The following is a 23,091-nucleotide window of genomic DNA, read 5'->3' on the forward strand; positions in this document are numbered from 1 at the left end:
TTATCTTTTTATCGCTAATGTGAACGGCATATTACTATGATACAAGGCAGTGTATAGAAGAATATAATTTAGACATATTTATGAGTGCCGAAAGATCAGCATTAGATAATATTTTCAACACTTTCTTCTTTCCAAACTGAAAAGCCGCTTTTATTTTTAGAAAGTGGATTACTTTTGAAAAGATCTGATTTCATTGTTTATTTAAAAAGTCTATTAAGTGCTTTCGGAAAATTTTAAGCAGCTATTGGTATCTCTGTCGCTTGTTTAACATGATTATATGTTTCATATTTATGTGCTTTTTTAAAGAAACCGTTCTCAAGGTACTCAAGCCTATTTTGCAATGATAGATATGATGATAAAGCCCCCATAATATAAAATTCTTAGGGCATCAGAATTTTTGACGTTTATAAAGAAGAAAGATGGCATTGCCATACACTTTTCTCGCTCCTAATGTTGCTACAATTTTTGCCTTTTGAGATGATTCATTAAAAGGCATTTTTATTTCTCTATTTATTTAATTCAACATATCCAGATTTGAAATGAGAGAATCTTACAATATTCGTTTTTTTTGCTTAATTTGAATAATGATAAATTATGATTATAAATCAATATATTGTCTGTAAATTACTTGGTATGAAATGTTTTTTATAAAATGCAAATCTTTATAAGAATGTATTCTTTTTGTTTTTTGTAATCTTAGGGAGGTTGTACCGATTTATGCTGTTAAAATACTGTTTAAGCAGCAAAGTAAATAAGCCTTCAATAAGTTTATGAGATTTGGATTGAGTAAATATAAGCCTTTGTAACTCAACAAGAACACTTTTGTTTTTTTCAATAAACTCTTGTGTTCCATAAATTTCGCGAATTTTAATATTTTTTTTCATGATCAATCCGCGCATCCCCTACAATTTTACCATAGTGTGTGATTTTTTTGATCAGATGAAAGAGGTTAGCAATTTTCACATCTTATCGAGCAAGGCATCGTAATATTTCTTTTTTGACAAATATAATAATTTATCAGGATAGGCTGCTGTGGTTGGGAGTGGGATATTGGATTTGAGATAGATAAGCAGGGTTTAATTTTTATGAGTTTGCACCCCTGTTTTTTGCTTTTTTTAAGTACGTGCAATGGTTAACAGACTTATGATCTCAATGAGGTGCTATATTTTTCCTTCACATTGAGATGCAATTCACCCGTGTCGTGAATTGCGCATTTATTGAAGTTATTATAAAAGGAGCAGCGAGAAGAGCAGGACATTTGAATAAAAATGCTTCTTACAAGAGTTTACAAATTGATATATTCAAGAGATTTTTTATAATAGATCTCGCCATACTGCCATTGCTTCTAAGACTTCTCCTAAATGAGCATGTTTTGCAATAACTGTTTCTGCACCAGCTTCTGCAAGTGCATTAGAGTGGCCAAGATAGCTATGTGATCCTCCCGTAAAGCCGATGACACGCATACCTGCTGCTATGGCTGCGTGTACACCATGAAGTGAATCTTCTATAACGATAGTGTTTTGGGGCTCTGCCTGTAATTGTTGTGCGGCAAAAAGGAAAACATCAGGGGCCGGTTTCGTTCTTTTTGTTCCAACTTCAGGTGCTGAAAATATTTTACCTTCAAAAAGGTCATAGAGATCAACCGTGGTGAGCATCTCTTTTATATCTACGCTTTTTGCATTAGAGCAGATACAGTAGGGATAGCGTGTTTGGATAATTTCTACAGCTTCTCTTACATCATCAATCGCCCGTAATTTAGTTTTTATTTGTGTACGAAAAATATTAGTCATTTGATCTATGAGATGAGCAGAAATAGGTTTTTCTGTTTCCTGTTCAACGTGTTTAAGAATATCGCGAAAGATAAGCCCTGCAAAACGCTCACTCAATTCTTCGGGTGATATTTCATATCCTGTTTGTTTGAGCAATTGAGATCCAATTTTTGCTGCAAGATATTCAGAGTCGACGAGAACTCCGTCACAATCAAAAACAATAAGATCTATCTGAGGCATAAGATATTCCTTTACATGTTACGAGATGGACAACTTTCATGAAAACGATATTGAGAAGATCTTATTTCATAAAAATACGCTTTGAAAATGATTCTTAATTCTTTTACGAAATAAAAGATATGGGAACAGTACATTGAAAAAAAGAAAATTAAGGTTTCATTCATATGAAAGTTTTTTTTACTAAAAAAACAAAAACAATCATCAATTTTATAGAACTTTAACGATACGTTTACGCTATTTTGTAAATATAGATTGGTAATGCGGGCCTATAAACTATTTTGGTTGATTATAGGGCAAATTCAGTTAATTTTGTTGGGTTTTTCATGACAGTTATTCAGCTTCAAAAAGATTTCCTTCGTACTCCCTCACAAATGCCATGGCGCAATAAAATTTTTAAAGGAGATTGTATTTCCGTTTTAGAAAAACTTCCAAAACATTCTGTTGATATGATTTTTGCGGATCCACCCTATAATTTGCAATTGGATGGAGCTTTATACCGTCCAGATCATTCGCTTGTTGATGCGGTTGATGATGCATGGGATCAGTTTGAGAGTTTTGCTGCTTATGATGCTTTTACTCGTGCATGGTTGCTTGCTTGTCGTCGTGTATTAAAACCCAACGGAACACTTTGGGTTATCGGATCTTACCATAATATTTTTCGGGTTGGGACGGCATTACAAGATTTAGGTTTTTGGATGCTTAATGATATTATTTGGCGCAAGAATAATCCGATGCCTAATTTTCGAGGGCGCCGTTTTCAAAATGCTCATGAGACGCTTATTTGGGCCGTGCGAGATCAAAAAGATAAAAAGTACACATTTAATTATGATGCCTTAAAAGCGGCAAATGAAGATCTACAAATGCGTTCAGATTGGCTTTTCCCTCTCTGCACTGGAGCTGAACGTTTAAAGGATGATTCGGGGCGTAAATTACATCCAACACAAAAACCGCAAGCGTTATTAGCGCGTATTATTATGGCTTCTAGTAAACCTGGTGATGTTATTCTCGATCCGTTTTTTGGTTCGGGAACAACAGGTGCTGTTGCCAAGCTTTTAGGGCGTGATTTTGTTGGGATTGAACGCGAGCAAGATTACATCGATGCAGCATGTGAGAGAATTGCGGCGGTTCAACCTTTAGCGCAACCAGAACTAGCGATTTTGGATAGAAAAAAAACAGAACCGCGCGTAGCATTCAACAGTTTGCTTGAAGCAGGTTTACTCTATCCTGGGGAAGTTCTGTATGATCGTAAGAAGCAAGTATCTGCTATTGTAAGAGCTGATGGTACGATTATGCATGGTGGTGAAGCGGGCTCAATTCACGCAATGGGAAGAAAGGCTCAAGATTCGCAGAGTTGTAATGGTTGGACCTTTTGGTATTATGAGGAAAATGGACGGTTGAAGTCCATAGATCATTTAAGAATGATCATACGTTCACAAATGTTAAAAACGGGTGTTTTATGAATTAAGCTGATCGCTTCATTCTATTGACCACCAATGTACCTGATCTTGATTGAGATGGACGTGAGGGTGTTTTAGCCTTTCTTAGATGTTTTTTATTGACACACTAATCTCGCTTGTAAGCGACAAGCGAGTATTTTTATGCTTCTTTTAGAAGAAATTAAAATGAGAAATTTTCACTCTATGTTCTCGTTTTAGTTCCAAAACAGTAAAGTTTCAATATAAGCTTATAAAAATGAAATATCAGAATTAAAAGGTTCATTCAGAAGTTCAAAATTAAGTGCTTTTTTGAATACGTACATCTGTAAAGTGCATATAATATATTGATTATAAAGATAATTTAGCGCAACTCATATTGAAATGCCCTCGGAATATCGTCAAGTTTTCTTATTTCAAATTTGTTCCATATTGAATCGATGAAAATTACTTTCTTGCATGTCATAAACGGGGTTGGCGTGTGAATAAAAATTGTTAACGAAAGAACTAAAAGTACCTCTTATAATCCGTTTCACGTACCAAGGGATGTTGAGGGGGCTGGTAAATATAACGATGGTGCTAACTTGCTCCGTCATAAGTGAAAAAAGGATAGAACCTGAAATTTAAATTTAAGATTTTTAAGCTTTTCTATCCCTCCTTAATTCTTATCTGTAGAAAAAATTGGTTATTTCATTTTTTAAATTTTTCTTTTGCAGATTAATAAATAATCGCTAGAGATACAAAAGTCTCTGTTAGAAAACATTTTTATGAATAGGGAAGGTTATTTAAATCTGAAAGAATTGGGAAGTGCTACGGAAATGGCTTTTTTCATAACAGTAGGTAATGCTTCTTCGGTAAGATGTTGAATGTTACACCACCAACCATTTTCACAATTCATTTCATGAACATCTTCGGTATAGTAAACATCGAGTTTTAGAGAAAAGTGAGTAAAAACATGTGTAATTTGTCCCTTGAATTGCCAATTGGCAGTAAAGGGTGCGTTTTGGAGCCCATTTTCGTTGTTTATGCCAATATTGTTAGGAATTTGGGTCATTCCACCAAGGAGCTTTTGCGTCTGTCGTTTTTCCAAATAAATTTGTTTCTTTTTATTAAGGACCACAAAAGCAATACCTGTTTTTGAAGGGCGTTCTTTTTTAGGGGCTTTAACTGGAAAAGACTCCGGTTGTTGCATCTTTTCTGCTTTGCATAAACATTGAAGAGGGCAGGTATAACAAGATGGTTTGCGTGGAGTACAAATTGTTGCTCCCAAATCCATCATTGCTTGAGCAAAGTCACCAGGACGATTTAAAGCAGTAATTTTTTGTGTTTTTTCTTTAATTTCAACTTTTGCTTTTTGCAGTATTGAAGTGATAGCAAAAAGTCGCGCTACCACACGTTCAACATTACCATCAACCACTGCTACAGGGTGGTTAAAAGCAATCGCAGCAATGGCTGCGGCAGTATAATCTCCAATACCGGCTAGAGTTCGCAATTCTTTTACAGATTGTGGAAATTGTCCCGCGTAGTTTTCAACAAGCTGTCGCGCACATTTTTTAAGATTACGTGCGCGTGAATAATAACCAAGTCCAGCCCATGCTTTCATGATATCATCTTGGGAGGCTTTTGCTAAAGAGGAAAGATCAGGCCATAGTTTTAGAAACTTTTTAAAATAAGGCTTAACTGTTTCAACGGTTGTTTGTTGAAGCATGATTTCAGAAAGCCAAACTTGATAAGGATCAGGACGGATACCTTGTTTTTGCTTTTCGGGGGTAATCCGCCATGGAAGATGTCTGTGATTTTGATCGTACCAAGCAAGGAGGTGCGAAGAAATTTCATACATGATTGCTTTCAAGCATAGGGAGATATAAAATGCAAAAGAAAAAATTATTTATTTTGTAATTCATGTTTTTTGCTCTTTTATTGTCAAGGCTCTGGTGAGAAAAGGCTTTTTATTTTGTTGATATTTCATAAATTGAGGAGGCAACAATTTTTAGATGAAACAAATGATTTTAATTTAGTAAGCGCTTGAACAATGATCTAAAAATGAGAAAACAACTTAAAAAACGTATCTTTTATTCTCTTTCTGAGGCGGTATACAAAATACTTGATCCAGTTTTACGCAAACGGACAGGGCTTAATGTAGCGCTTATAGAACATTGGCCACAGATTGCAGGCTATGATATCAGTGAACATACAATGCCGCTTAAAATTATTTGGAAACGTCGTGCAGATCAAGATGAAGTTTTTCAGCCAGCAACACTTGTTGTCGCATGTGAAGGATTTGCTGCGTTAAAATTGATGCATGAAACAGAGGAATTACTTCATAGAATTAACGGATTTTTTGGCTATATTGCTATTGATCGCATCAAGATTGAGCAAAGGAGTATGTCGGTTTTTATGAATCACTTGCCTCTAAAACCGCCTTTGAGTGAACAAGACAAAAAATACGTGGAAAAAATGCTTGAAGGAATTGAAGATAAAAGTTTGCACCAAGCACTTTACCAACTTGGCTGTTGCATTTTTTTGGAAAAAAATAATAAATAGAAAGATATTTTATATATTTTTCTTTAATATATGAGAAAGCATTGGATTCCTATTCGTTAATAACAACAGAAAAGTATTATTTATGGTAAAATATCGTTCTTTTTTATCTTTCGGGATAATTTTTCTCTTCATAACGATTGTACAAAACAGTGTAACAGTTGCTTTAGCGCGTGATCCCAAATCAGTGGCAACTGTTGATATGGCAGAGCTTCTCCAATCGGGTAAAGTAAAGGATCGCTTTGAGGGAGAGGCGGATGCACCAGTCGTCATTGTTGAGTATGCTTCGTTGACATGTACCCATTGTGCGCATTTTTATAATGATATACTTCCCCAAATTCGTAAAAAATATATCAAAACAGGAAAAGTAAAACTTATTTTCCGAGAATATGCTTTTGATCCTCGGGCAACAGCAGGTTTTATGTTGGCACGGTGTGCACCGGAAGATCGCTATTTTCCTTTGATAGAAGTTTTATTTCAAAAACAAAATGAATGGGCTTTCGGAAAAAATGCTCTAACACCATTGAAGAAAATTGGCTTAATGGCTGGTTTTACAGATGAAAGTTTTACTGCGTGTTTGAAAAATCAGTCCATTTTAGATGAAGTAAATGCATCTTTTGAACGCGGTAAAGAGCTTGGTGTCACAGCAACACCTACTTTCTTTATTAATGGTAGTAAATATGAAGGTGCCATGAAAGTAGAAGAATTTTTTTCGGTGATTGATAGTTTTCTAAAAAACTGAATCTTAATCTTCCAGAAGATGGATAGTGATACTTTTGGTCATTATCTCTTTTGGAAGGATTAATATTATGCATTTATGAAGCGATATCGTTGAGCCAATTTTGAATCAAATCATTGCTTTTAAGTGAGCCTGGGTTGAATGATGTTTTGAAGCTGATATGGGAGGATTTGTACAGTGAAAAAATGGGTTTATAGTTTTGGAGATGGAAAGGCAGAAGGAAGTGCAAGTGAGCGTAACCTTCTTGGAGGTAAAGGGGCTAATTTGGCAGAAATGAGTAATCTTGGTTTGCCCGTACCACCCGGATTTACCCTGACAACAGAAGTTTGTAATTTTTATTATGCCCATGACAAATCATATCCAGAAGAGCTACAGGAATCTGTTAAGCAAGCACTAAGATACGTTGCTGAACAAACAGGACGTGAATTTGGGAATGAACAAAGACCACTTTTGCTGTCTGTTCGTTCAGGGGCTAGGGCTTCTATGCCAGGGATGATGGATACAGTGCTAAACCTTGGCATGAATGATAAAACTGTAAAAGCAATTGCTTTACAAGCCAATAATGAACGTTTTGCTTATGATAGTTATCGGCGTTTTATCCAAATGTATTCTAACGTTGTTTTGGGGCTAGACCATTCGTATTTTGAAGAGATTCTTGATGAAGTAAAAGCATGCAATGGTTACACTATTGATACAGAAATGACAGCAGATGATTGGAAGAATGTTATTATTTCTTATAAAGCCTATGTTGAAGAAAAATTAGGAACCCCTTTTCCACAAGATCCTGAACAACAGTTATGGGGGGCGATTGGAGCCGTTTTTTCAAGTTGGATGACAGCACGTGCAGTTACTTATCGCCGTTTACATAGCATTCCTGAAAGTTGGGGAACGGCAGTTAATGTGCAAGCTATGGTTTTTGGTAACATGGGAGAAGATTCGGCAACGGGCGTTGCTTTTACACGAAATCCATCGACAGGGAAAAAAGAACTTTATGGTGAGTTTTTAGTTAATGCGCAAGGGGAAGATGTTGTGGCGGGCATTCGAACACCTCAAAATATTACAGAAAATGCGCGTATTGTTGCTGGTTCAAATAGACCGTCGTTAGAAAAAATTATGCCTGAGGCTTTTTTGAAATTATGTCAGATTGCGCAGAATCTTGAGCAGCATTATCGGGATATGCAAGATCTCGAATTTACCATTGAAAAAGGTAAATTATGGATGCTTCAGACTCGTTCAGGAAAACGCACGGCTCGTGCGGCTCTCAAGATGGCGATTGAAATGGTTGAGGAGGGGTTAATAAACCGTGAAGAGGCTGTGATGCGTATTGATGCAAAGTCGCTTGACCAACTTTTGCATCCAACACTTGATCCCAAAGCAGAACGTTTTGTTATAGGACGTGGTTTACCTGCTTCTCCTGGAGCCGCAACTGGTGAAATTGTTTTTACTTCAGAAGAGGCAGAAACTGTGTCGGCGGAAGGTCGCAAAGTTATTTTGGTCCGAGTAGAAACAAGCCCAGAAGATATTCATGGTATGCATGCTGCAGAAGGAATTTTAACAACGCGTGGCGGTATGACAAGTCATGCTGCTGTTGTTGCGCGGGGGATGGGAAAACCATGTATTTCTGGTGCTGGCAGTGTGCGGATTGATTATAACACAAATACGTTGTTTGCCTCAGGAGAAAGCCTAAAAAAAGGTGATGTTATCACAATTGATGGTGGAAGTGGAGAAATTTTCAAAGGGAAAGTTGCAATGTTGCAGCCTCAGCTTTGCGGAGACTTTGCAAAATTAATGGAATGGGCTGATGGGATGCGACGTATAAGAGTTCGCGCTAATGCTGATACACCATCTGATGCCCGTATGGGGCGCTCTTTTGGGGCTGAAGGTATAGGTCTTTGCCGTACGGAGCATATGTTTTTTTCTGATGAACGTATCGTTGCCATGCGTGAAATGATTTTAAGTCATGATGAAAGTGGTCGTCGTAAAGCACTAGATAAGCTTTTGCCAATGCAGCGTTCAGATTTTAGTGAATTATTTGAAATTATGTGTGGTTTACCTGTTACTATCCGCTTGCTAGATCCACCATTACATGAATTTTTGCCTAAAACGAAAGCAGAAATTCTTGATGTTGCAACAGCTATGGGTGTTTCTGCTGAAGTGCTTGCTGAACGCACTCAGCAGTTGCACGAATTTAATCCTATGCTTGGATTACGAGGATGCCGTTTAGCTATTACTTATCCTGAAATTGCAGAAATGCAAGCGCGGGCGATTTTTGAAGCAGCAGCAGAAGCTGCCCAAAAATCTGGATCTCCTGTTATGCTTGAAATTATGGTGCCACTGGTTGCGCTTAAATCTGAACTCGATTTTGTGAAAGCGCGTATTGATCAGGTTGCTGAGGAAGTGATGAAAGAAAAGGGAAGCACTATTCAATATATGGTTGGGACGATGATTGAACTTCCAAGAGCGGCGCTTCGAGCAGATGAAATTGCTGAAACTGCTGAATTTTTTTCATTTGGAACAAACGATTTGACACAAACTACTTTTGGGATTTCCCGTGATGATGCAGCTCCTTTTTTGGCAACCTATTTTCAAAAAGGTCTTTTAGAGCAAGATCCTTTTGTGTCTATTGACCGTGATGGAGTAGGGGAACTTATTACCATTGCTGCACAGCGTGGACGCTCAAAGCGTGCAAAAATAAAATTGGGAATTTGCGGTGAACATGGAGGCGATCCTGCCTCTATTGCTTTATGCGAAGAAAATAACTTGGATTATGTTTCGTGTTCTCCTTTTCGAGTGCCAATTGCTCGTTTAGCAGCAGCTCAGGCCGCAATAGCAAAAAGGATGTAATGGGTTAATATTTTTTGTTGTATCGTTATTACTGAAATAAATTTTTATATATTCTTTTATTTTCTTTAATAAAGGGAATAAAAATGCTTCTAAAATGCACGATAAGTTGTGTTACGCGAGAAAGTGTTTTTTTAGAGGTTTATGAAAGAAAATATAAAGCACAGGATAGACAAAGATGTATTATTAATGCACTTTTTATTGGCGAACCTCTTGATAGAGAGAAACGTGTTATTGTGCAGTCAATTTACGCGTTTGCTTTTTTATAGGGGAATGAGCTCCTCACGCAAAATAGAATGCTCCAAACAAATGCATTTTTTTTGCGCATCATGCTGTTTGAGATAGACATTTCTCAATGGATGCCCCATTTTACATTGATATTCGTGGAATGGGGATTATGTAAAACTCCCCGTAAGTTTATAAAAATCTTCCCAAAATTTATAAACTCCATTATGCACTCCCATCTTTACATTTATAAAGGAATATCAAAGTTACACAATCTATTGATTTATAAAGATAATTTTTTATTTCTCATATTGAATGAAAGCTGTAAATATCATAAGATCTTCTTATTTCGACTTCTTTTATAATGAATCAATCAAAACCATGTTTTTTGTATGTTACAGGCGGGATGAGCGTCTGTAGGTAAAAAAATAAAGCAAGGATATGCCTCTTATGAAACGTCTCAAGTGAGAGCTATCACAAATTGAAGGTAGGTACAGTGTGTAATGGTGCCGGCTTGCTTCTTCACAAGCGTAAAGATGATGTACGCTGTCGCGCAGTTGTTGTGGGAGGGGGCCTGCTATTATTATTCACGGGCGTTGTTGCAAAGTGGTTTTGGGTGCTTTAGAGATGTTTTTTAAGAAAGCCCGTGAATGGCAATCCAAGTATATTCCGTTTGGGACATTTTGTTTTAGGTGAGGGGGAGTGAGACCAAAAAGACATGTGATAAAGTAAGAGCATGAGGCAATAGGTAATTTCCGTTATTTTAAAGATATTGCTTTAGATGTCTTTGAAAGGCGTAAAGCTGAATTAAAAGGAAATGGCAAAGATGAAAAATGGTGTTTACCTTAAAATTTCATATTCTTCCCAAATTAGGCTGTTTTCCTGTTTTAAGAGATTATACAAACAGAGATGCGCAATATTCTTGCCTCCATTTGGCATATAAAAGCTATAACAGCTGAGAGAAGTACTAAACTGTCTTAACATTTTTTTCAAACATACTGCTGCGGTAAGTTTGGATGTTGATTTATAGACAATACTAAACGCACACGCTCTCTTAAGAAGACAATGTCATAAAACACATAACTTTCCAGCAATAGATTAGAGAGAAGGCCGGTTTTTTATCAGACACTTTGCAAAACAACAACCATAACACAATTAGCTTTACGTCTACTTATCCTTACAGGTGTTTGCACAAATTCTTTGCATCATATTTATAAAGATCAAATTGACGATAATATATGGACAATTCGTGGTTCGATAATATGAAAGGTTTACGTGATACTACAAAAATTTCGTGTCCTTTTATCATCAGAGGCAATAAAAATGCTAGAACAAGCGCGTTTGCTATTTTGCAATATTCTTTTTTCTGCAATCGGTTGTGGTTTTTTTGAAGCAAATTATACGGCTCAATATGTAATGTGTAAGAAAACCATTCTGATTGATTGAAAATAAGAGGGCTTGAGATGAAGGAATGTTTGAGGGGAGCATTAAACAAACGAAAGATGAATTATCATTATAAATTAAGAGATTATTATGATTAGCTTCAATTTAATAAACCAATTTCACGCATTTTCATTAAAATTGTGTGATTAATTTTACCTGTTACAGGAAGATCAAATATTTTTTGAAACTGTTTTAAGGCTTCTATCGTCTTTTGATCTTCTATTCCTGTGACAATAACCTCCTCATTCCCAAAAATATGTAAAGCTTTTTGCACTTGTATAATATCTTCAACAGAAGGCTCTGAAATAGCTTCTTTTAAGTGTGTCATATTTTTTGTATTGTTTGTTTCTATTTCGCTTTGCTTAATTAATATCGCGATTTCATCTGCTGCGGGATTAGATAGAACATTCTTTTGCATTCTCTGAGCAGTTTGCTGTTTCCACAAAGTGATGGCTCGGCGTGTTTTAGGTCCTTCCAGTCCATCTAATGGTCCATCATAAAGTCCTAATTTTGCTAGTTCTTTTTGCTTTTCCAGCATGCTTGCTGATTGAGAGGGTAAAGGTGAATTTGTGTACTTATGACTTTGAGAATGTACAGAAGTTACACGGGAGAGTTCTTGTGATTTTTCTTCTTTTTCCGATAAAGTAGAGCTCTTACCTATACTTTGAACAGAGGAAAATTTCATTTGAGTTAAAATATTTTGATGCGTTGTCATTTGCGAAAATAAAGCATTAAATGAAACAAATAAAAAACTAATGCTAAAAAGAAAAGATCCAACAAAAAATAAAGTATTTTTTCGTGTATAGAAATAAATAGTTTTTGCACTCCAAAAAATAAAATGAAAAATTATAAGAAGAAGTGTTATAACAATACTACTATAGTATTTACGGTGTTTTACAGTTTTTTTTCGGTAGGTCTTTCGTTTTGTTGCCATTACTTTTATTTTCAGTTGCGTTTATTTTTTACAAAGAAACAAATATAAATTAGGAAACGAATATGAAACAGTTTTTACTTCCAGCCAGAGAGAAGTGCATTGACATTATTGATTTTTCCTTTCAAACTCCTAGAATGAGCAGCTTCATTATATCAATTTATAAGTTGATAAATCAACAAGAGTTCTTATCAACGTTTATTCATTTTATTTTATACAAATCTTTAATGTGTATAAAGAGAGCACCAAATGATTAGCATTCAAGATCATTTTGGTGTTTGCAAACTACATTATCACATATAATTATCTAAACAATAATACCACGTTATTCTTCATTTTGGGGCATATGTTTGCCTATTATTTAAAATAAAATTGAAAATATTTGCCTATAACGCTAAAAAGATGACAATCATTATCTATTCTTTATAATTTACATATAGATGGTTACTTATCCATAAACGGTTTGGTAATAATAATTATCTCTTAATATTATTATATTTTGGTATAAATTCCTTCTATTAAATAATTTTCATAAGTATTAATTAAATTGATGTTTACAATGTTATAGAAAAAACTGGCTTGAGATGTAATCGTAAGAGATGCAATTGTTTTTTGATGTTTTTATCGACAGGTTGACCATTTTCATAACATTTCAGTAAAAATTTTATAGATAATATAAATATTTTATCGACACTAGAGTCAGAATAACAGAGTTTACTTTTTTTAGCCTTTTCAACTAAGCTAAGATGGTGGACTATTATTTAAAATAATTATGTACACAACACGATTATCTCTCTCATTTTTTATCATAGTATGTTCATTAACATGACCAGCTTGTAAGTGTATAATTTTGATGTTATTTTTTTACTGAATAGACAATGTATCCCATTTTATACAGCGGAATTGTGCCATATTTATAAAAAAGCCAATGATATAGATCCAATACATGAATACTCAATTTTATAAAAAACACATTTTATAAATTGTTTATAAAGCAACAGTGTATAAAATGCTCCTTTTATTGTATTTACCACTGCGGTACATTGATTGTCCATGATACGTTTTTTAATCAAATTATCATTTTTTTTATTTTTTATTTTTGTCATTATTTCATTTTTTGTAGCAGATCCAAGCAGTAACCATTCTTCTAGCCCCCAAAATAATGAGACAACAACGAGCGATGTGATTGTTGCTTTTAAGGAAGCCTTAAATGACTTAGGCGCATTTTGTGACCGTAATATAAAAACCTGCAAAGTAGGAAAATCCTTTTTAAGTTCACTTGGTGAGCGCGCATATTACGGTGCAAGAGCTGCTTATGAATATTTAGGGAACATATTAGGAAACAAAAATAATATCAGAGACTTCCCCTAATGTTTCTTACAAAATCGAAATACAAGAGTTCTTACAAAACCATGCAATGTTATCTTGAAATAAGGATTTTTAACGTTCTTCGTGTTATTTATGTTAGGAAGAATAAATATTTATTTTTTATAAGTGTATTCAAGAATGATTATTCAAACGAAACAGGACTAAAATAATGGCGGAAACAATCGGTAATATTATAGAGAACTTTTCGCTTTTGGATAATTGGGAAGATCGTTATCGTTATGTCATCGAGCTTGGCTATGAATTGCCACCTTTTCCAGAAAGCGCTCGAAACGATGCTCACAAAGTTCCTGGTTGTGTTAGCCAAGTGTGGCTTCTATCTTCACGTAATAACTCAAAAGATCCAATATTGACGTTTCAAGGTGATTCCGATGCTCATATTGTGCGTGGACTCATTTACATACTTCTTGCTTTTTATTCAGGCAAAAAAGCTTCTGAAATTCGCAATTCTGATGCTCAAGAGCTCTTTGAAAAACTTGGTTTAAATGAAAATCTTACACCACAACGATCAAATGGTTTGAAATCAATGATTAAACGGATTCGTAACGAAAGCTATATGTAATCCCCTTGGTAGAAATTGCTATATATACAAAAGCTTCACACAAAACATGTATACTAAAATCAACTTTATGCACGAAACCATTTTTTCGCAAAATAAGATTATTTAGTTTTTTTCCGTTTGCTTTTGCGTCCAAGCCCCATTTCTTTGGCCAAAGCCGATCGTGTTTTTGCATAATTAGGCGCCACCATAGGGTAAGAACTATCTAACTGCCATTTTTCACGATATTCCTCTGGCAACATTCCATAATGTGTCATGAGATGACGCTTTAGAGATTTAAACTTCTTTCCATCTTCAAGGCAAATGAGATAATCAGGAAATACTGAACGCTTCGGATTAACGGCAGGCCTTTGTTTTTCAACTTCGACTTCTGTTAACTCTAGATTCCCTGCTTTACGAAAAGCAGCATGGACATCAGCAATTAAACTTGGCACTTCAGTCGGTCGAATAGAATTATTACTCACGTAGGCAGCAACAATATCAGCAACCAATGTAATAACTAAATTGCTTTCAGTCTCTAAGACTGCACGATGTTCCATTCTTGTTTCCTTTAATTTAAAATTGAGTAATTCAAAATCGAGATATAGTGCATATACTCATGATATAAAGATCTCATGCACATGAGTTTCATATTGTACAAAAATCTTTTTTGTCAATTCAATTATTCTATAAAATTGCCAAAACACAAAAAAATCAAATAAATACCTATTTTTTGTCATAATATACAATAAGAAAAACGAAATTATTACATGCTAAAATATATTTTTACCCTATAACATATCATACATAATATATAATACATCACAAATATAAAAAAATATATGATAAAATTTATTTATTTTTTTTGAGAACGTAAAAATAAAATTACTAATTATAAAAATATAATATATAAATTATTATATTTTGTTTTGAATACTTATAGTTTAGTAATTTTATGTTTAATAAGTTTTAAATTTGTTTTTATTATTTATATTTATAAAATTTAATAATAAAAAACATGATATATTATAAATATGACATAATAGTATTATTTATAATATAAAACTATTCATTAAAAGGAGATAGGACATTTTTATTTTTTATACAGTAATAATAATATTTTAGATATATTTATTCCTTTCTGTAAAATTATGCGATTATACTGTTTCAAAAAAAATCAATTCTTTTTCTAATAGTTTAATTGTTTTACCAGTCACTTTCATTATAAAAGTGGTGTTATATCCCTAGAAAACAATAGCTGTGATATGTAATGAACAGAAAGGTATTAGTTTTAAAAATTATCATGGTGCTATTTTTGCAAGTGAATAGAACTTATAGGTTTTTACACTTGCATCAATCATTGTGATTCTAGCATATAAACGAAGCTATTAACATATTTTAATATAGGATTGTGTATGACTCGCACTTTTGCAATTCCTCCCAAAGCATCTAGAATCACTCATAAGGAAATATATCATGGTATTTTTCGTGATGATCCCTATCATTGGCTACGTGCGTCTAACTGGCAAGATGTTTTTAAAGATCCTAACTGTCTTGATCCCAATATTCGACATTATCTTGAAAAAGAAAATGCTTATCAATCAGCTCAAATGGCTGATACAAAACCATTACGAGATTTGCTTTTTATCGAAATGAAAAACAGGATCCAAGAGAATGATAGTTCTGTTCCTATAAAACATGGCCCTTTTGCTTACGGATTCTCTTATGTTACCGGAGGCCAACAACCACATTATTTTCGGACACCAAGGAATGGCGGAGAAAAAAACGTGTACCTTAATGGTGATGTCTTGGCAGAAGGCAAAGAATATTTTAAATTTGGTTCAGTTCAAGAATCTCCTGACCATACACATGTGGTATGGACCTATGATGACAAAGGATCAGAGTTCTATACAGCTAAAATTCGTAATTTTGAGACATTGTCTGACTGTACGGACATAATTACTGATACATCTGGTCAAATTGTATGGGATGCTAGATCTGAAGGTTTTTTCTATACTAAGATGGATAAAAACCACCGACCTTCAGAGCTCTATTATCACCAATTAAACACAGATCAATCACAAGATAAGCTTATTTTTCGTGAAGACAATCCAGGTTTTTTCTTAGATGTAAGCGGTTCTAAGCTTAATGATGTTATTTATATTAATATTCATGATCATGAAACATCCGAGATCTGGTTAATTCCTGCTGAGGCGCCTTTTACTGTTCCCCAATGTGTACGGAAACGACAAAAAGGTATTGAATATTTACTTACAGAGGGTGGTGATGTCTTTTATATTCTAACCAATTTAGATAATGCAAAAGATTTCAAAATTATGGTAGCGCCATATACATCTCCACAATCAGAAAATTGGTCTGAGTTTGTTCCACATCAGCTTGGGTGCCTAATATTATCCCATGATGCTTATCAAGATTTTCTTGTCTGGATCGAACGTTTTGAGGGGCTTCCACGTATAAAAGTAATGGAACGTACCACTAAACAAGTTAATTCCATCGCTTTTACTGAAGAGGCTTATTCTTTAGGTCTGCAAGGAGTTGCAGAATATAACAGTCCAACTATTCGTTTTTCCTATTCGTCTATGACAACACCTGATCAAGTGTTTGATTATGAGATGAAAAATTGTAAACGAATGCTTTTAAAAACGCAAATAATTCCCTCTGGGCATAATAAAGATGCATATGTAACACGACGTATTACAGCAATAGCAGACGATGGTGAGAAGATTCCTATTTCACTTTTTTACCACAAAAACACTCCCCTTGATGGTGGTGCGCCTTGTCTGCTTTACGGTTATGGTGCTTATGGGATTTCTATTCCTGCCAGTTTCAATAGTAATGTACTTTCTCTAGTGAACAGAGGTTTTATTTATGCCATTGCTCATATTCGCGGAGGAAAAGAAAAGGGAGTAGAATGGTATGAGAAAGGAAAGCATCTCTTTAAGCACAATACATTTACAGATTTTATTGCTTGTGGGCGTTATCTTGTAAACAATAAATTTACTTCTCACGACCGGCTGATTGCTCATGGTGGTTCAGCAGGGGGGATGTTGATGGGAGCCATTGCCAATATAGCTCCACAGGATTTTGCTGGGATCGTAGCAAATGTGCCTTTTGTTGATGTCTTAGCGACAATGTTAGATGCTTCATTGCCACTCACTCCTCCAGAATGGGCCGAATGGGGGAATCCTCTTGAATCAGAAGAAGATTATAAGCTTATTGCTTCCTATTCCCCTTACGATAATGTCAAAGCTCAAAACTATCCCCCTATACTTGTGATGGCAGGATTAACAGATCCTCGTGTAACTTACTGGGAGCCTGCAAAATGGGTGGCAAAATTACGAGACCTAAAAACAGACGATAATGCAATTTTATTACGTATTAATATGGATTCAGGGCACGCTGGTGCAGCTGGACGTTTTTCAAAGCTAGAAGAAGTTGCCTATATCTATGCATATATTCTAAAGATAGCAGGAAAAGATTTTTGCTAATCCATAATACTTCTGTATGAAAGTCTCCGATAATTTATTGAATTATAGGGACTTTCATACACTAAAAAATTATTGAGACAGTTTAAAATTCACATTCTTCATAAAGTTTCAAAACATAGTCCCAATTAATTAAATGGTCTACAAAGGCTTCGAGGTACTTCGGTCGAGTATTGCGATAATCAATGTAATAGGAATGTTCCCACACATCGACACCCAAAATAGGGTGAGCATTGTGAATTAAGGGATTTTCGCCATTAGGCGTTTTCATAATTTCAAGCTTGCCATCTTTAACAGCAACCCACGCCCATCCAGAACCAAATTGGGCACTAGCAGCAGCAATAAAATCAGCGCGGAATTTGTCGTAACCACCTAGATCAGCGTCAATAGCTTTTGCTAACTTTTCAGGAAGTTTTTGGCCACCACCATTTTTTTTCATCCAAAGCCAAAAGTGGTTATGATTGTAATACTGCGCTGCATTATTAAACAAACCAACATTTTTTCCAAAACTTTTTTTAACAATATCTTCAAGGCTTTCATTTTCTAAGCCTAACTCTTTCACAAAATTATTGGTGTTGGTAAGATAAGCGAGGTGATGCTTATCATGATGATATTCAAGCGTTTCGCGTGACATATAAGGCGAAAGGGCATCGTAATCATAAGGCAACGGGGGCAATTCAAAAGCCATTTAAAAATCTCCTCGATTCTAATTGTTAAGCTTATTTCATAAGCCTAATTTGCCATTTACCGCATTTAAAAGCAAATGTTGAATACCTAGTTTGTATGAAATAGTTTTAATGTCTCTCTTTTTGTAAAAGAAGCTTTTAGGAAATGTATATTCATCAATCAAAAAGGATATTGGTCTACATAAAGATTGCTTCTGAAGATTTTTTACATCTATGAGTGGGTAATAAATATCATTATCTTTTGAATAAAAAGTAAATGGAAATAGCTATTATTCCTTGTTTTTGTATCTCTATTTTTTCAAATACCATATAAAATGTTTTTAATTTTTGCAAAACTCTTCCAGTTTATGGGTGTATCATAATGTTTTCAACAGAATAATAAGTGTTATTTTTTAGGACATATTTTTCAATGTGCTTGATTTTATTTTATGGTGCTACCCATGAATAATATAATGTAAAAATTAGTGGACATTACCATCTTTATGCTTAATGCAAGAGCACAGCAGTACTATCACACACTTTACCGGTCCCCAATGTGGTGACAGATTTTATCTTAATTAAGCAAGATGAGATTTGAATATATCAAGAAAAGCAAATCATATGCTAATTTATTAGATACATGAGTAAACTGAAAGATTTTCATTTTCTGTTCCTAGAAAATCAATACAAAGAGCAAAATAATTGATGGATAAATGGTTCCTTCTTATGTTAAAATCACAACTGTATATCAGTTTCTGCTACGAATTTGTATCGATGGCAATGCCATACAAGACTCAGAAATTTTATGATAAAAAAGTAAAGTCTTTGATTTTCAGATATTGCGTCCAATCACAGGAATCGCTATAAGGTGCAGGAGTCGCTATAAAGCGTGTTTTTTTGGGGTATAGCCAAGCGGTAAGGCACCGGTTTTTGGTACCGGCATTCCCTGGTTCGAATCCAGGTACCCCAGCCAGTTCCGGTAAAATGTTAATAAAAGTTCGGCTTGAGAGTGGATCAATCCCCTTAACTATCTATTGCTATTCATAGAAAGTCTGGTAAGCTGAAAAACACCTATTTGTAGCGGGTTAGCTCTAAATATGGTAAGGTTCTCTTGCTATAGCTATCGCTTAAAGAGCTCTTTTAAAAGATTCTTTTCTATAAGACGAGGGGTAAATGATTTATGCGCACTTGCTTTAGAAAAACTATTTGGCTGGATTTTGCGCTCTATAGCAACACCAGCGTGCAATTTTTCGTATTCCACCATCTTCATTACGTCGTACAGCATAACAATAACGCTGATCAGGAAATATATTTCGTTGCATATCGCGTACAATATGAGCAGTATGGCCATAGGGTGCTACACAATCAATAAACCATACGTATTTTCCATTCTGCCAATTGGCATCAGGTAAAAATTCTCCCTTATCAAGCATAGATTGATGATTTTTCTCATCTAAAAAAGCCCAAGTGATAAAGGCACAAAATTCTCCACGTTCATTTTTATAGAGTTTGTATTGCCCAGTCTGTAAAGCTGGTCCTAAATTTCGTTCGATATCCCAGATTCGCCAGCGGCGGTATAAGGGAGATGTAAGCATTAAAACAACCATAGCTCCTAACGCTGTAAGAGGATCTATGAGTGATGGTGATGGATTTTCATTTACAGACATCATCTTTCCTTTAGAGATTGTTCTAAAATTTTGGTGATAGGTTCAAAGAAATAAGAAATGAGACGTCGTTTTGAGGTAATGACATCCGTTGTTACAGTCATGCCAGGGATAAATTTAAGTTGTTTGTTATTCAAAGTGATGTGATCTTGGTCAATTTTGATTAAAACAGCGTAGACACCATTAATTTCTTTATTATAGCGCGCTGTAGCGCCTACATTAACGACTGTACCGTGGATAACACCGAAACGTTCAGGAGGAAAGGCAGAAAACTTGATGTAAGCACGTTGGCCCTTTTCTAAAAAACCAATATCTCGATTATCAAAAAATGCTTCAATAATGAGACCACCCGCACCAGGGACAATGCGCATGAGAGTTTTACCAGCCTCTACAAAGCCGCCCAAAGTATGGATACTTAAATCATCGATACGTCCATCAACAGGCGCATAGAGTGATAAGTGGTCAAGATGGTATTGAGTGCTATCAAGCTTTGCTTTTAATCCTTGAAGATTCAGTTCTGTTTCACGCGAAAGTTGCCGATAGCGGGCGATTTCATCGGAAATGAGACTTTTCCGTTGTTGGCGGAGGGTGTTTATTTCGGCGGCATTTTCTTCCAAACGTCTTTGATTGGTTAAAATTTCATGCTCGACATTTTTAAAATCATGTAAACGCTCTAAATAAACCGCTTGGCTGATGACTTTTGTTTCCATTAGGCTTTTTGCAGCCTTTAATTTTCCTTGGCTTAATTGACGATCATCTTCCAACCTATCTAATTGCGCATGTTGTGTTGCACCGCTGCGCTCGACGCGGTCCGCTTGTGCTTTTAGCGCTCTTAATTTATCTTGGAGAGATTGAAGGGCAGCGCTAATGAGTTTTTCCCCTTCTATTCTTGCAGTCGTGTTGCCAGAAGGAGGAACTGGCAGATAGGCAAGTCCTTTGGTCACAAAATCTTTATCCAAAGGATCACTTTCATGCAAAGCTGTTAAAATAGCTGTTGCGATTTGTGCTTGAAGGGTTTGTTGCGCGATATCTGCTTGAACACGTGCGCACTCATTGAGGGCTTCACGGGGATCTAATTGAATAAGGAGATCCCCTTGATGAACAAATTGCCCTTCTTTTACAAGGATTTTCTCAATGCGTCCTGTATTTTGCGCTTGGACCAGCTGAACGTAAGCGGTGGGAATAACACTTCCTTGCCCCCGTGCAACAATCTCTGTTTTTGCGATAAAGCTGCCGATCACAATAAAGAGAAATAAGGTGACCAAAACAGCAACAACCATATGAAGCGTTGGTGACAAAGGGCGCAAATAGGGAGCTTTATCTGCCATTTTTTGCCTCCAAATCAGTAAAGTTTAAGACGTTTGCATGCTGAGGAAAGAGGTCACTTTTGTGGGTAATAACAAGAACAATACGATCTTGTGAAAGTTTATATAAATGCTCAACAATTTGTGCACTGACAGTGTCATCCAATGCGGAAGTAGGTTCATCTAAAATAAGCAGGCTTGGGTTTATCAGAAAGAAACAAGCCAAAGCCAAGCGTTGGCGCTGACCACCCGATAAAAAACCACCTTGCTCTCCTACTTGAGTATGGAGTCCTAGAGGCAACTGAGCAATCAAATCATGGCAAGCACTAACATATAGTGCAGCGTCAATTTCATCTTTAGTGGCATCTGGTTTAGCAAGAAGCATATTCTCAAGAATGGTTCCGGAAAAAAGGCAAGGATTTTGAGGAAAGTACGCGATTGTTTCACGCACGCTACGGACATCAAAATTCTGTAAAGGTTGGTCATTAATCAATATCTGCCCGCTTGTCGGGGGATAGAGTCCGCAAAGGAGCTTTGCTAAAGTTGATTTTCCACACCCTGAAGGACCGAGCAGCATAATGGGTTTTCCAGGTTGTAAACAGATATCAAGATGGTTGATAATTGGCTTTTCTCCATAAGAAAAACAGGTATCTTTAGCTTCAAGATAAGGCGTTGTGATAAGCTGAAAGGGAGGCTTTTCCTCTTCCCATTCTGATGGGGAGTTAAGAATATCGCCCAAACGCAGGCGAGAGATTTTTAAATGTTGCCATTCTTCCCATAGAGACGCAAGACTTAAGATAGGACCGGAAACATTACCGGCGAGGAGATGAAAAGCAATAAGTTGCCCTAATGTGATTTGATTTTGAAGAACTGCCTGAGCACCAAAAAAGATAATAAAAATAGTGAAAAGATCACCAAAAATGTGCCCCATAGCTCCATTCAGGAGATGTAATTTGCTGGTTGTGAGGCTTTGATCAAGACTACGAGCTAAAGTTTCTTGCATGCGTATGGTATGGATTGGCTCCTTTACATGCGCTTTGATGGCTTCAAGATTAGTAAAACTTTCAATGAGGCGTGATTGATGGGCTGCTTGCAGGGTGAAAGCACGGCGTAGTTGGCGACGTAAAAAGGGACCAACCAATGCTAAAGAACCCATTTGTAATGGTAAAACAATAAGAACGATAAAAGTAAGTTGCGGGCTGATAGAAAAAAGTGCTGCGAGATAAATGATGGCAAAAAGAACATTCAGGACAGTTGTTGTAATGGTTCCTGTTAGAAACCCGCGAATTGTATCAACCTCTCCGATTCGCGTGAATAGTTCTCCTACTTGCCAACGGCGTAAAGTGGGCAAGGAGAGACTTAAAAGATGGGTGTAAATGCGCCGTCCAAATTCTAGCGTAAGCCGATTGGCTAAATAAGCACCTAAGTAGCCTGATAGAGTGCTAAGAGCTGTGCTAAACAGCATGATAGCAACCATCAAGACAACGATAGCATAGAGACTTTCAATACGCTGAAAAGGAGAGAATACGGTCGATAATCGCTTGAAAAATAAAAGGATTCACCAAGCCCAGCAAACGCAAAACAACAGCAACGCAACTGAGTTCGATGACATAATAGATATATTTCTTTGTTGTTCTTGTAAACCAAGAGAATGATACAGGTTTTTCTTGTGAATGACTCATTTGAATTTATGATTTTATTTAAGAGAAAGAGCGATTGATGTCGCATATTTAAACAGTATTGTAAATAGTATTATATTTATACAAAATATACATTTTGTGTGAATATAATATAAACATAATGTATTTATTGTTTATACAGTATTTTTATTGTTATTTATACAAATTATATTTGAAATTTTCTAAA

At 35.6% G+C, this 23,091-nt stretch carries 15 protein-coding genes, 1 tRNA gene and 1 pseudogene; 8 read left to right on the top strand and 9 right to left on the bottom strand.

Annotated elements, in window-relative coordinates; translation table 11 throughout:
• Positions 1-1,313 precede the first annotated feature (1,313 nt).
• The gene (locus ACFIM6_RS00195) at positions 1,314-2,009 is read right to left on the bottom strand and encodes an HAD family hydrolase (RefSeq protein ID WP_375611140.1); all 696 of its coding nucleotides are present in this window, start codon (positions 2,007-2,009) and stop codon (positions 1,314-1,316) included.
• Positions 2,010-2,380: 371 nt separating this feature from the next.
• Between ACFIM6_RS00195 and ACFIM6_RS00200 the strand changes: the two genes are divergently transcribed.
• Positions 2,381-3,469 carry a site-specific DNA-methyltransferase gene (locus tag ACFIM6_RS00200; RefSeq protein ID WP_375611291.1) on the top strand — a complete coding sequence of 363 codons (1,089 nt, stop codon included), beginning with the start codon at positions 2,381-2,383 and terminating at the stop codon, positions 3,467-3,469.
• Positions 3,470-4,223: 754 nt separating this feature from the next.
• On the opposite strand, the gene mutY is transcribed toward ACFIM6_RS00200, so the two are convergent.
• The gene (mutY, locus tag ACFIM6_RS00205; protein WP_375611141.1) at positions 4,224-5,282 is read right to left on the bottom strand and encodes an A/G-specific adenine glycosylase; all 1,059 of its coding nucleotides are present in this window, start codon (positions 5,280-5,282) and stop codon (positions 4,224-4,226) included.
• Positions 5,283-5,485: 203 nt separating this feature from the next.
• Here mutY and ACFIM6_RS00210 point away from each other — a divergent pair, with 203 nt between their 5' ends.
• From ACFIM6_RS00210 to ppdK, 3 genes are all read left to right on the top strand, one after another.
• Entirely contained in the window at positions 5,486-5,986 is a 501-nt protein-coding gene (locus ACFIM6_RS00210) for a DUF721 domain-containing protein (RefSeq protein WP_375611142.1), read from the top strand.
• A gap of 82 nt (positions 5,987-6,068) precedes the next feature.
• Positions 6,069-6,725 carry a DsbA family protein gene (locus ACFIM6_RS00215; protein WP_375611143.1) on the top strand — a complete coding sequence of 219 codons (657 nt, stop codon included), beginning with the start codon at positions 6,069-6,071 and terminating at the stop codon, positions 6,723-6,725.
• Positions 6,726-6,899: 174 nt separating this feature from the next.
• Positions 6,900-9,566: a pyruvate, phosphate dikinase gene (gene ppdK / locus ACFIM6_RS00220; protein WP_375611144.1), complete on the top strand. Its 2,667-nt coding sequence runs from the start codon at positions 6,900-6,902 to the stop codon at positions 9,564-9,566.
• A gap of 1,765 nt (positions 9,567-11,331) precedes the next feature.
• Here the strand turns inward: ppdK and ACFIM6_RS00225 are convergent.
• Positions 11,332-12,165, bottom strand: a complete 834-nt coding sequence (locus ACFIM6_RS00225) for a peptidoglycan-binding domain-containing protein (RefSeq protein ID WP_375611145.1) — start codon at positions 12,163-12,165, stop codon at positions 11,332-11,334.
• A gap of 1,050 nt (positions 12,166-13,215) precedes the next feature.
• Between ACFIM6_RS00225 and ACFIM6_RS00230 the strand changes: the two are divergent.
• Together ACFIM6_RS00230 and ACFIM6_RS00235 are read left to right on the top strand one after the other, a co-directional pair.
• A pseudogene (locus ACFIM6_RS00230) lies at positions 13,216-13,591 on the top strand (DUF5330 domain-containing protein).
• A 108-nt stretch (positions 13,592-13,699) separates the two neighbouring features.
• Positions 13,700-14,110, top strand: a complete 411-nt coding sequence (locus tag ACFIM6_RS00235) for a SufE family protein (RefSeq protein ID WP_375611146.1) — start codon at positions 13,700-13,702, stop codon at positions 14,108-14,110.
• A gap of 98 nt (positions 14,111-14,208) precedes the next feature.
• Here the strand turns inward: ACFIM6_RS00235 and ACFIM6_RS00240 are convergent, their stop codons facing one another.
• A complete protein-coding gene (locus ACFIM6_RS00240) occupies positions 14,209-14,646 on the bottom strand; it encodes a MucR family transcriptional regulator (protein ID WP_012754848.1) in 438 nt (145 codons plus the stop codon).
• Positions 14,647-15,501: 855 nt separating this feature from the next.
• Between ACFIM6_RS00240 and ACFIM6_RS00245 the strand changes: the two genes are divergently transcribed.
• Entirely contained in the window at positions 15,502-17,595 is a 2,094-nt protein-coding gene (locus ACFIM6_RS00245; RefSeq protein WP_375611147.1) for a S9 family peptidase, read from the top strand.
• A gap of 82 nt (positions 17,596-17,677) precedes the next feature.
• Here the strand turns inward: ACFIM6_RS00245 and ACFIM6_RS00250 are convergent, their stop codons facing one another.
• The gene (locus ACFIM6_RS00250) at positions 17,678-18,280 is read right to left on the bottom strand and encodes a superoxide dismutase (protein WP_375611148.1); all 603 of its coding nucleotides are present in this window, start codon (positions 18,278-18,280) and stop codon (positions 17,678-17,680) included.
• Between the two features lie 875 nt (positions 18,281-19,155).
• Between ACFIM6_RS00250 and ACFIM6_RS00255 the strand changes: the two genes are divergently transcribed.
• Positions 19,156-19,230: transfer RNA gene (locus ACFIM6_RS00255), tRNA-Gln, on the top strand.
• A gap of 229 nt (positions 19,231-19,459) precedes the next feature.
• Here ACFIM6_RS00255 and ACFIM6_RS00260 read toward each other — a convergent pair.
• The 4 genes from ACFIM6_RS00260 to ACFIM6_RS00275 are packed head-to-tail and all read right to left on the bottom strand — an operon-like array spanning position 19,460 to position 22,907.
• Positions 19,460-19,924, bottom strand: a complete 465-nt coding sequence (locus ACFIM6_RS00260; protein ID WP_375611149.1) for a toxin-activating lysine-acyltransferase — start codon at positions 19,922-19,924, stop codon at positions 19,460-19,462.
• Positions 19,924-21,249 (bottom strand): HlyD family type I secretion periplasmic adaptor subunit, encoded by a 1,326-nt coding sequence (locus tag ACFIM6_RS00265; RefSeq protein ID WP_375611150.1) that lies wholly within the window; start codon positions 21,247-21,249, stop codon positions 19,924-19,926. The genes ACFIM6_RS00260 and ACFIM6_RS00265 overlap by 1 nt, the downstream gene beginning before the upstream one ends.
• On the bottom strand, positions 21,239-22,783 hold the full coding sequence (locus ACFIM6_RS00270; RefSeq protein WP_375611292.1) for a peptidase domain-containing ABC transporter: 1,545 nt from the start codon (positions 22,781-22,783) through the stop codon (positions 21,239-21,241). The genes ACFIM6_RS00265 and ACFIM6_RS00270 overlap by 11 nt, the downstream gene beginning before the upstream one ends.
• On the bottom strand, positions 22,728-22,907 hold the full coding sequence (locus ACFIM6_RS00275; RefSeq protein ID WP_375611151.1) for a hypothetical protein: 180 nt from the start codon (positions 22,905-22,907) through the stop codon (positions 22,728-22,730). The genes ACFIM6_RS00270 and ACFIM6_RS00275 overlap by 56 nt, the downstream gene beginning before the upstream one ends.
• Between the last annotated feature and the right edge of the window lie 184 nt (positions 22,908-23,091).

Origin of the sequence: Bartonella sp. AA9NXGY (assembly GCF_042196845.1) — a bacterium.
Classification (GTDB): domain Bacteria; phylum Pseudomonadota; class Alphaproteobacteria; order Rhizobiales; family Rhizobiaceae; genus Bartonella.

Coding starts and splice junctions, on each gene's coding strand:
- ACFIM6_RS00195 (WP_375611140.1), bottom strand. CDS start 2,009: ATGCCTCAGATAGATCTTATTGTTTTTGATTGTGACGGAGTTCTCGTC.
- ACFIM6_RS00200 (WP_375611291.1), top strand. CDS start 2,381: ATGCCATGGCGCAATAAAATTTTTAAAGGAGATTGTATTTCCGTTTTA.
- mutY (WP_375611141.1), bottom strand. CDS start 5,282: ATGTATGAAATTTCTTCGCACCTCCTTGCTTGGTACGATCAAAATCAC.
- ACFIM6_RS00210 (WP_375611142.1), top strand. CDS start 5,486: ATGAGAAAACAACTTAAAAAACGTATCTTTTATTCTCTTTCTGAGGCG.
- ACFIM6_RS00215 (WP_375611143.1), top strand. CDS start 6,069: ATGGTAAAATATCGTTCTTTTTTATCTTTCGGGATAATTTTTCTCTTC.
- ACFIM6_RS00225 (WP_375611145.1), bottom strand. CDS start 12,165: ATGGCAACAAAACGAAAGACCTACCGAAAAAAAACTGTAAAACACCGT.
- ACFIM6_RS00235 (WP_375611146.1), top strand. CDS start 13,700: ATGGCGGAAACAATCGGTAATATTATAGAGAACTTTTCGCTTTTGGAT.
- ACFIM6_RS00240 (WP_012754848.1), bottom strand. CDS start 14,646: ATGGAACATCGTGCAGTCTTAGAGACTGAAAGCAATTTAGTTATTACA.
- ACFIM6_RS00245 (WP_375611147.1), top strand. CDS start 15,502: ATGACTCGCACTTTTGCAATTCCTCCCAAAGCATCTAGAATCACTCAT.
- ACFIM6_RS00250 (WP_375611148.1), bottom strand. CDS start 18,280: ATGGCTTTTGAATTGCCCCCGTTGCCTTATGATTACGATGCCCTTTCG.
- ACFIM6_RS00260 (WP_375611149.1), bottom strand. CDS start 19,924: ATGTCTGTAAATGAAAATCCATCACCATCACTCATAGATCCTCTTACA.
- ACFIM6_RS00265 (WP_375611150.1), bottom strand. CDS start 21,249: ATGGCAGATAAAGCTCCCTATTTGCGCCCTTTGTCACCAACGCTTCAT.
- ACFIM6_RS00275 (WP_375611151.1), bottom strand. CDS start 22,907: ATGAGTCATTCACAAGAAAAACCTGTATCATTCTCTTGGTTTACAAGA.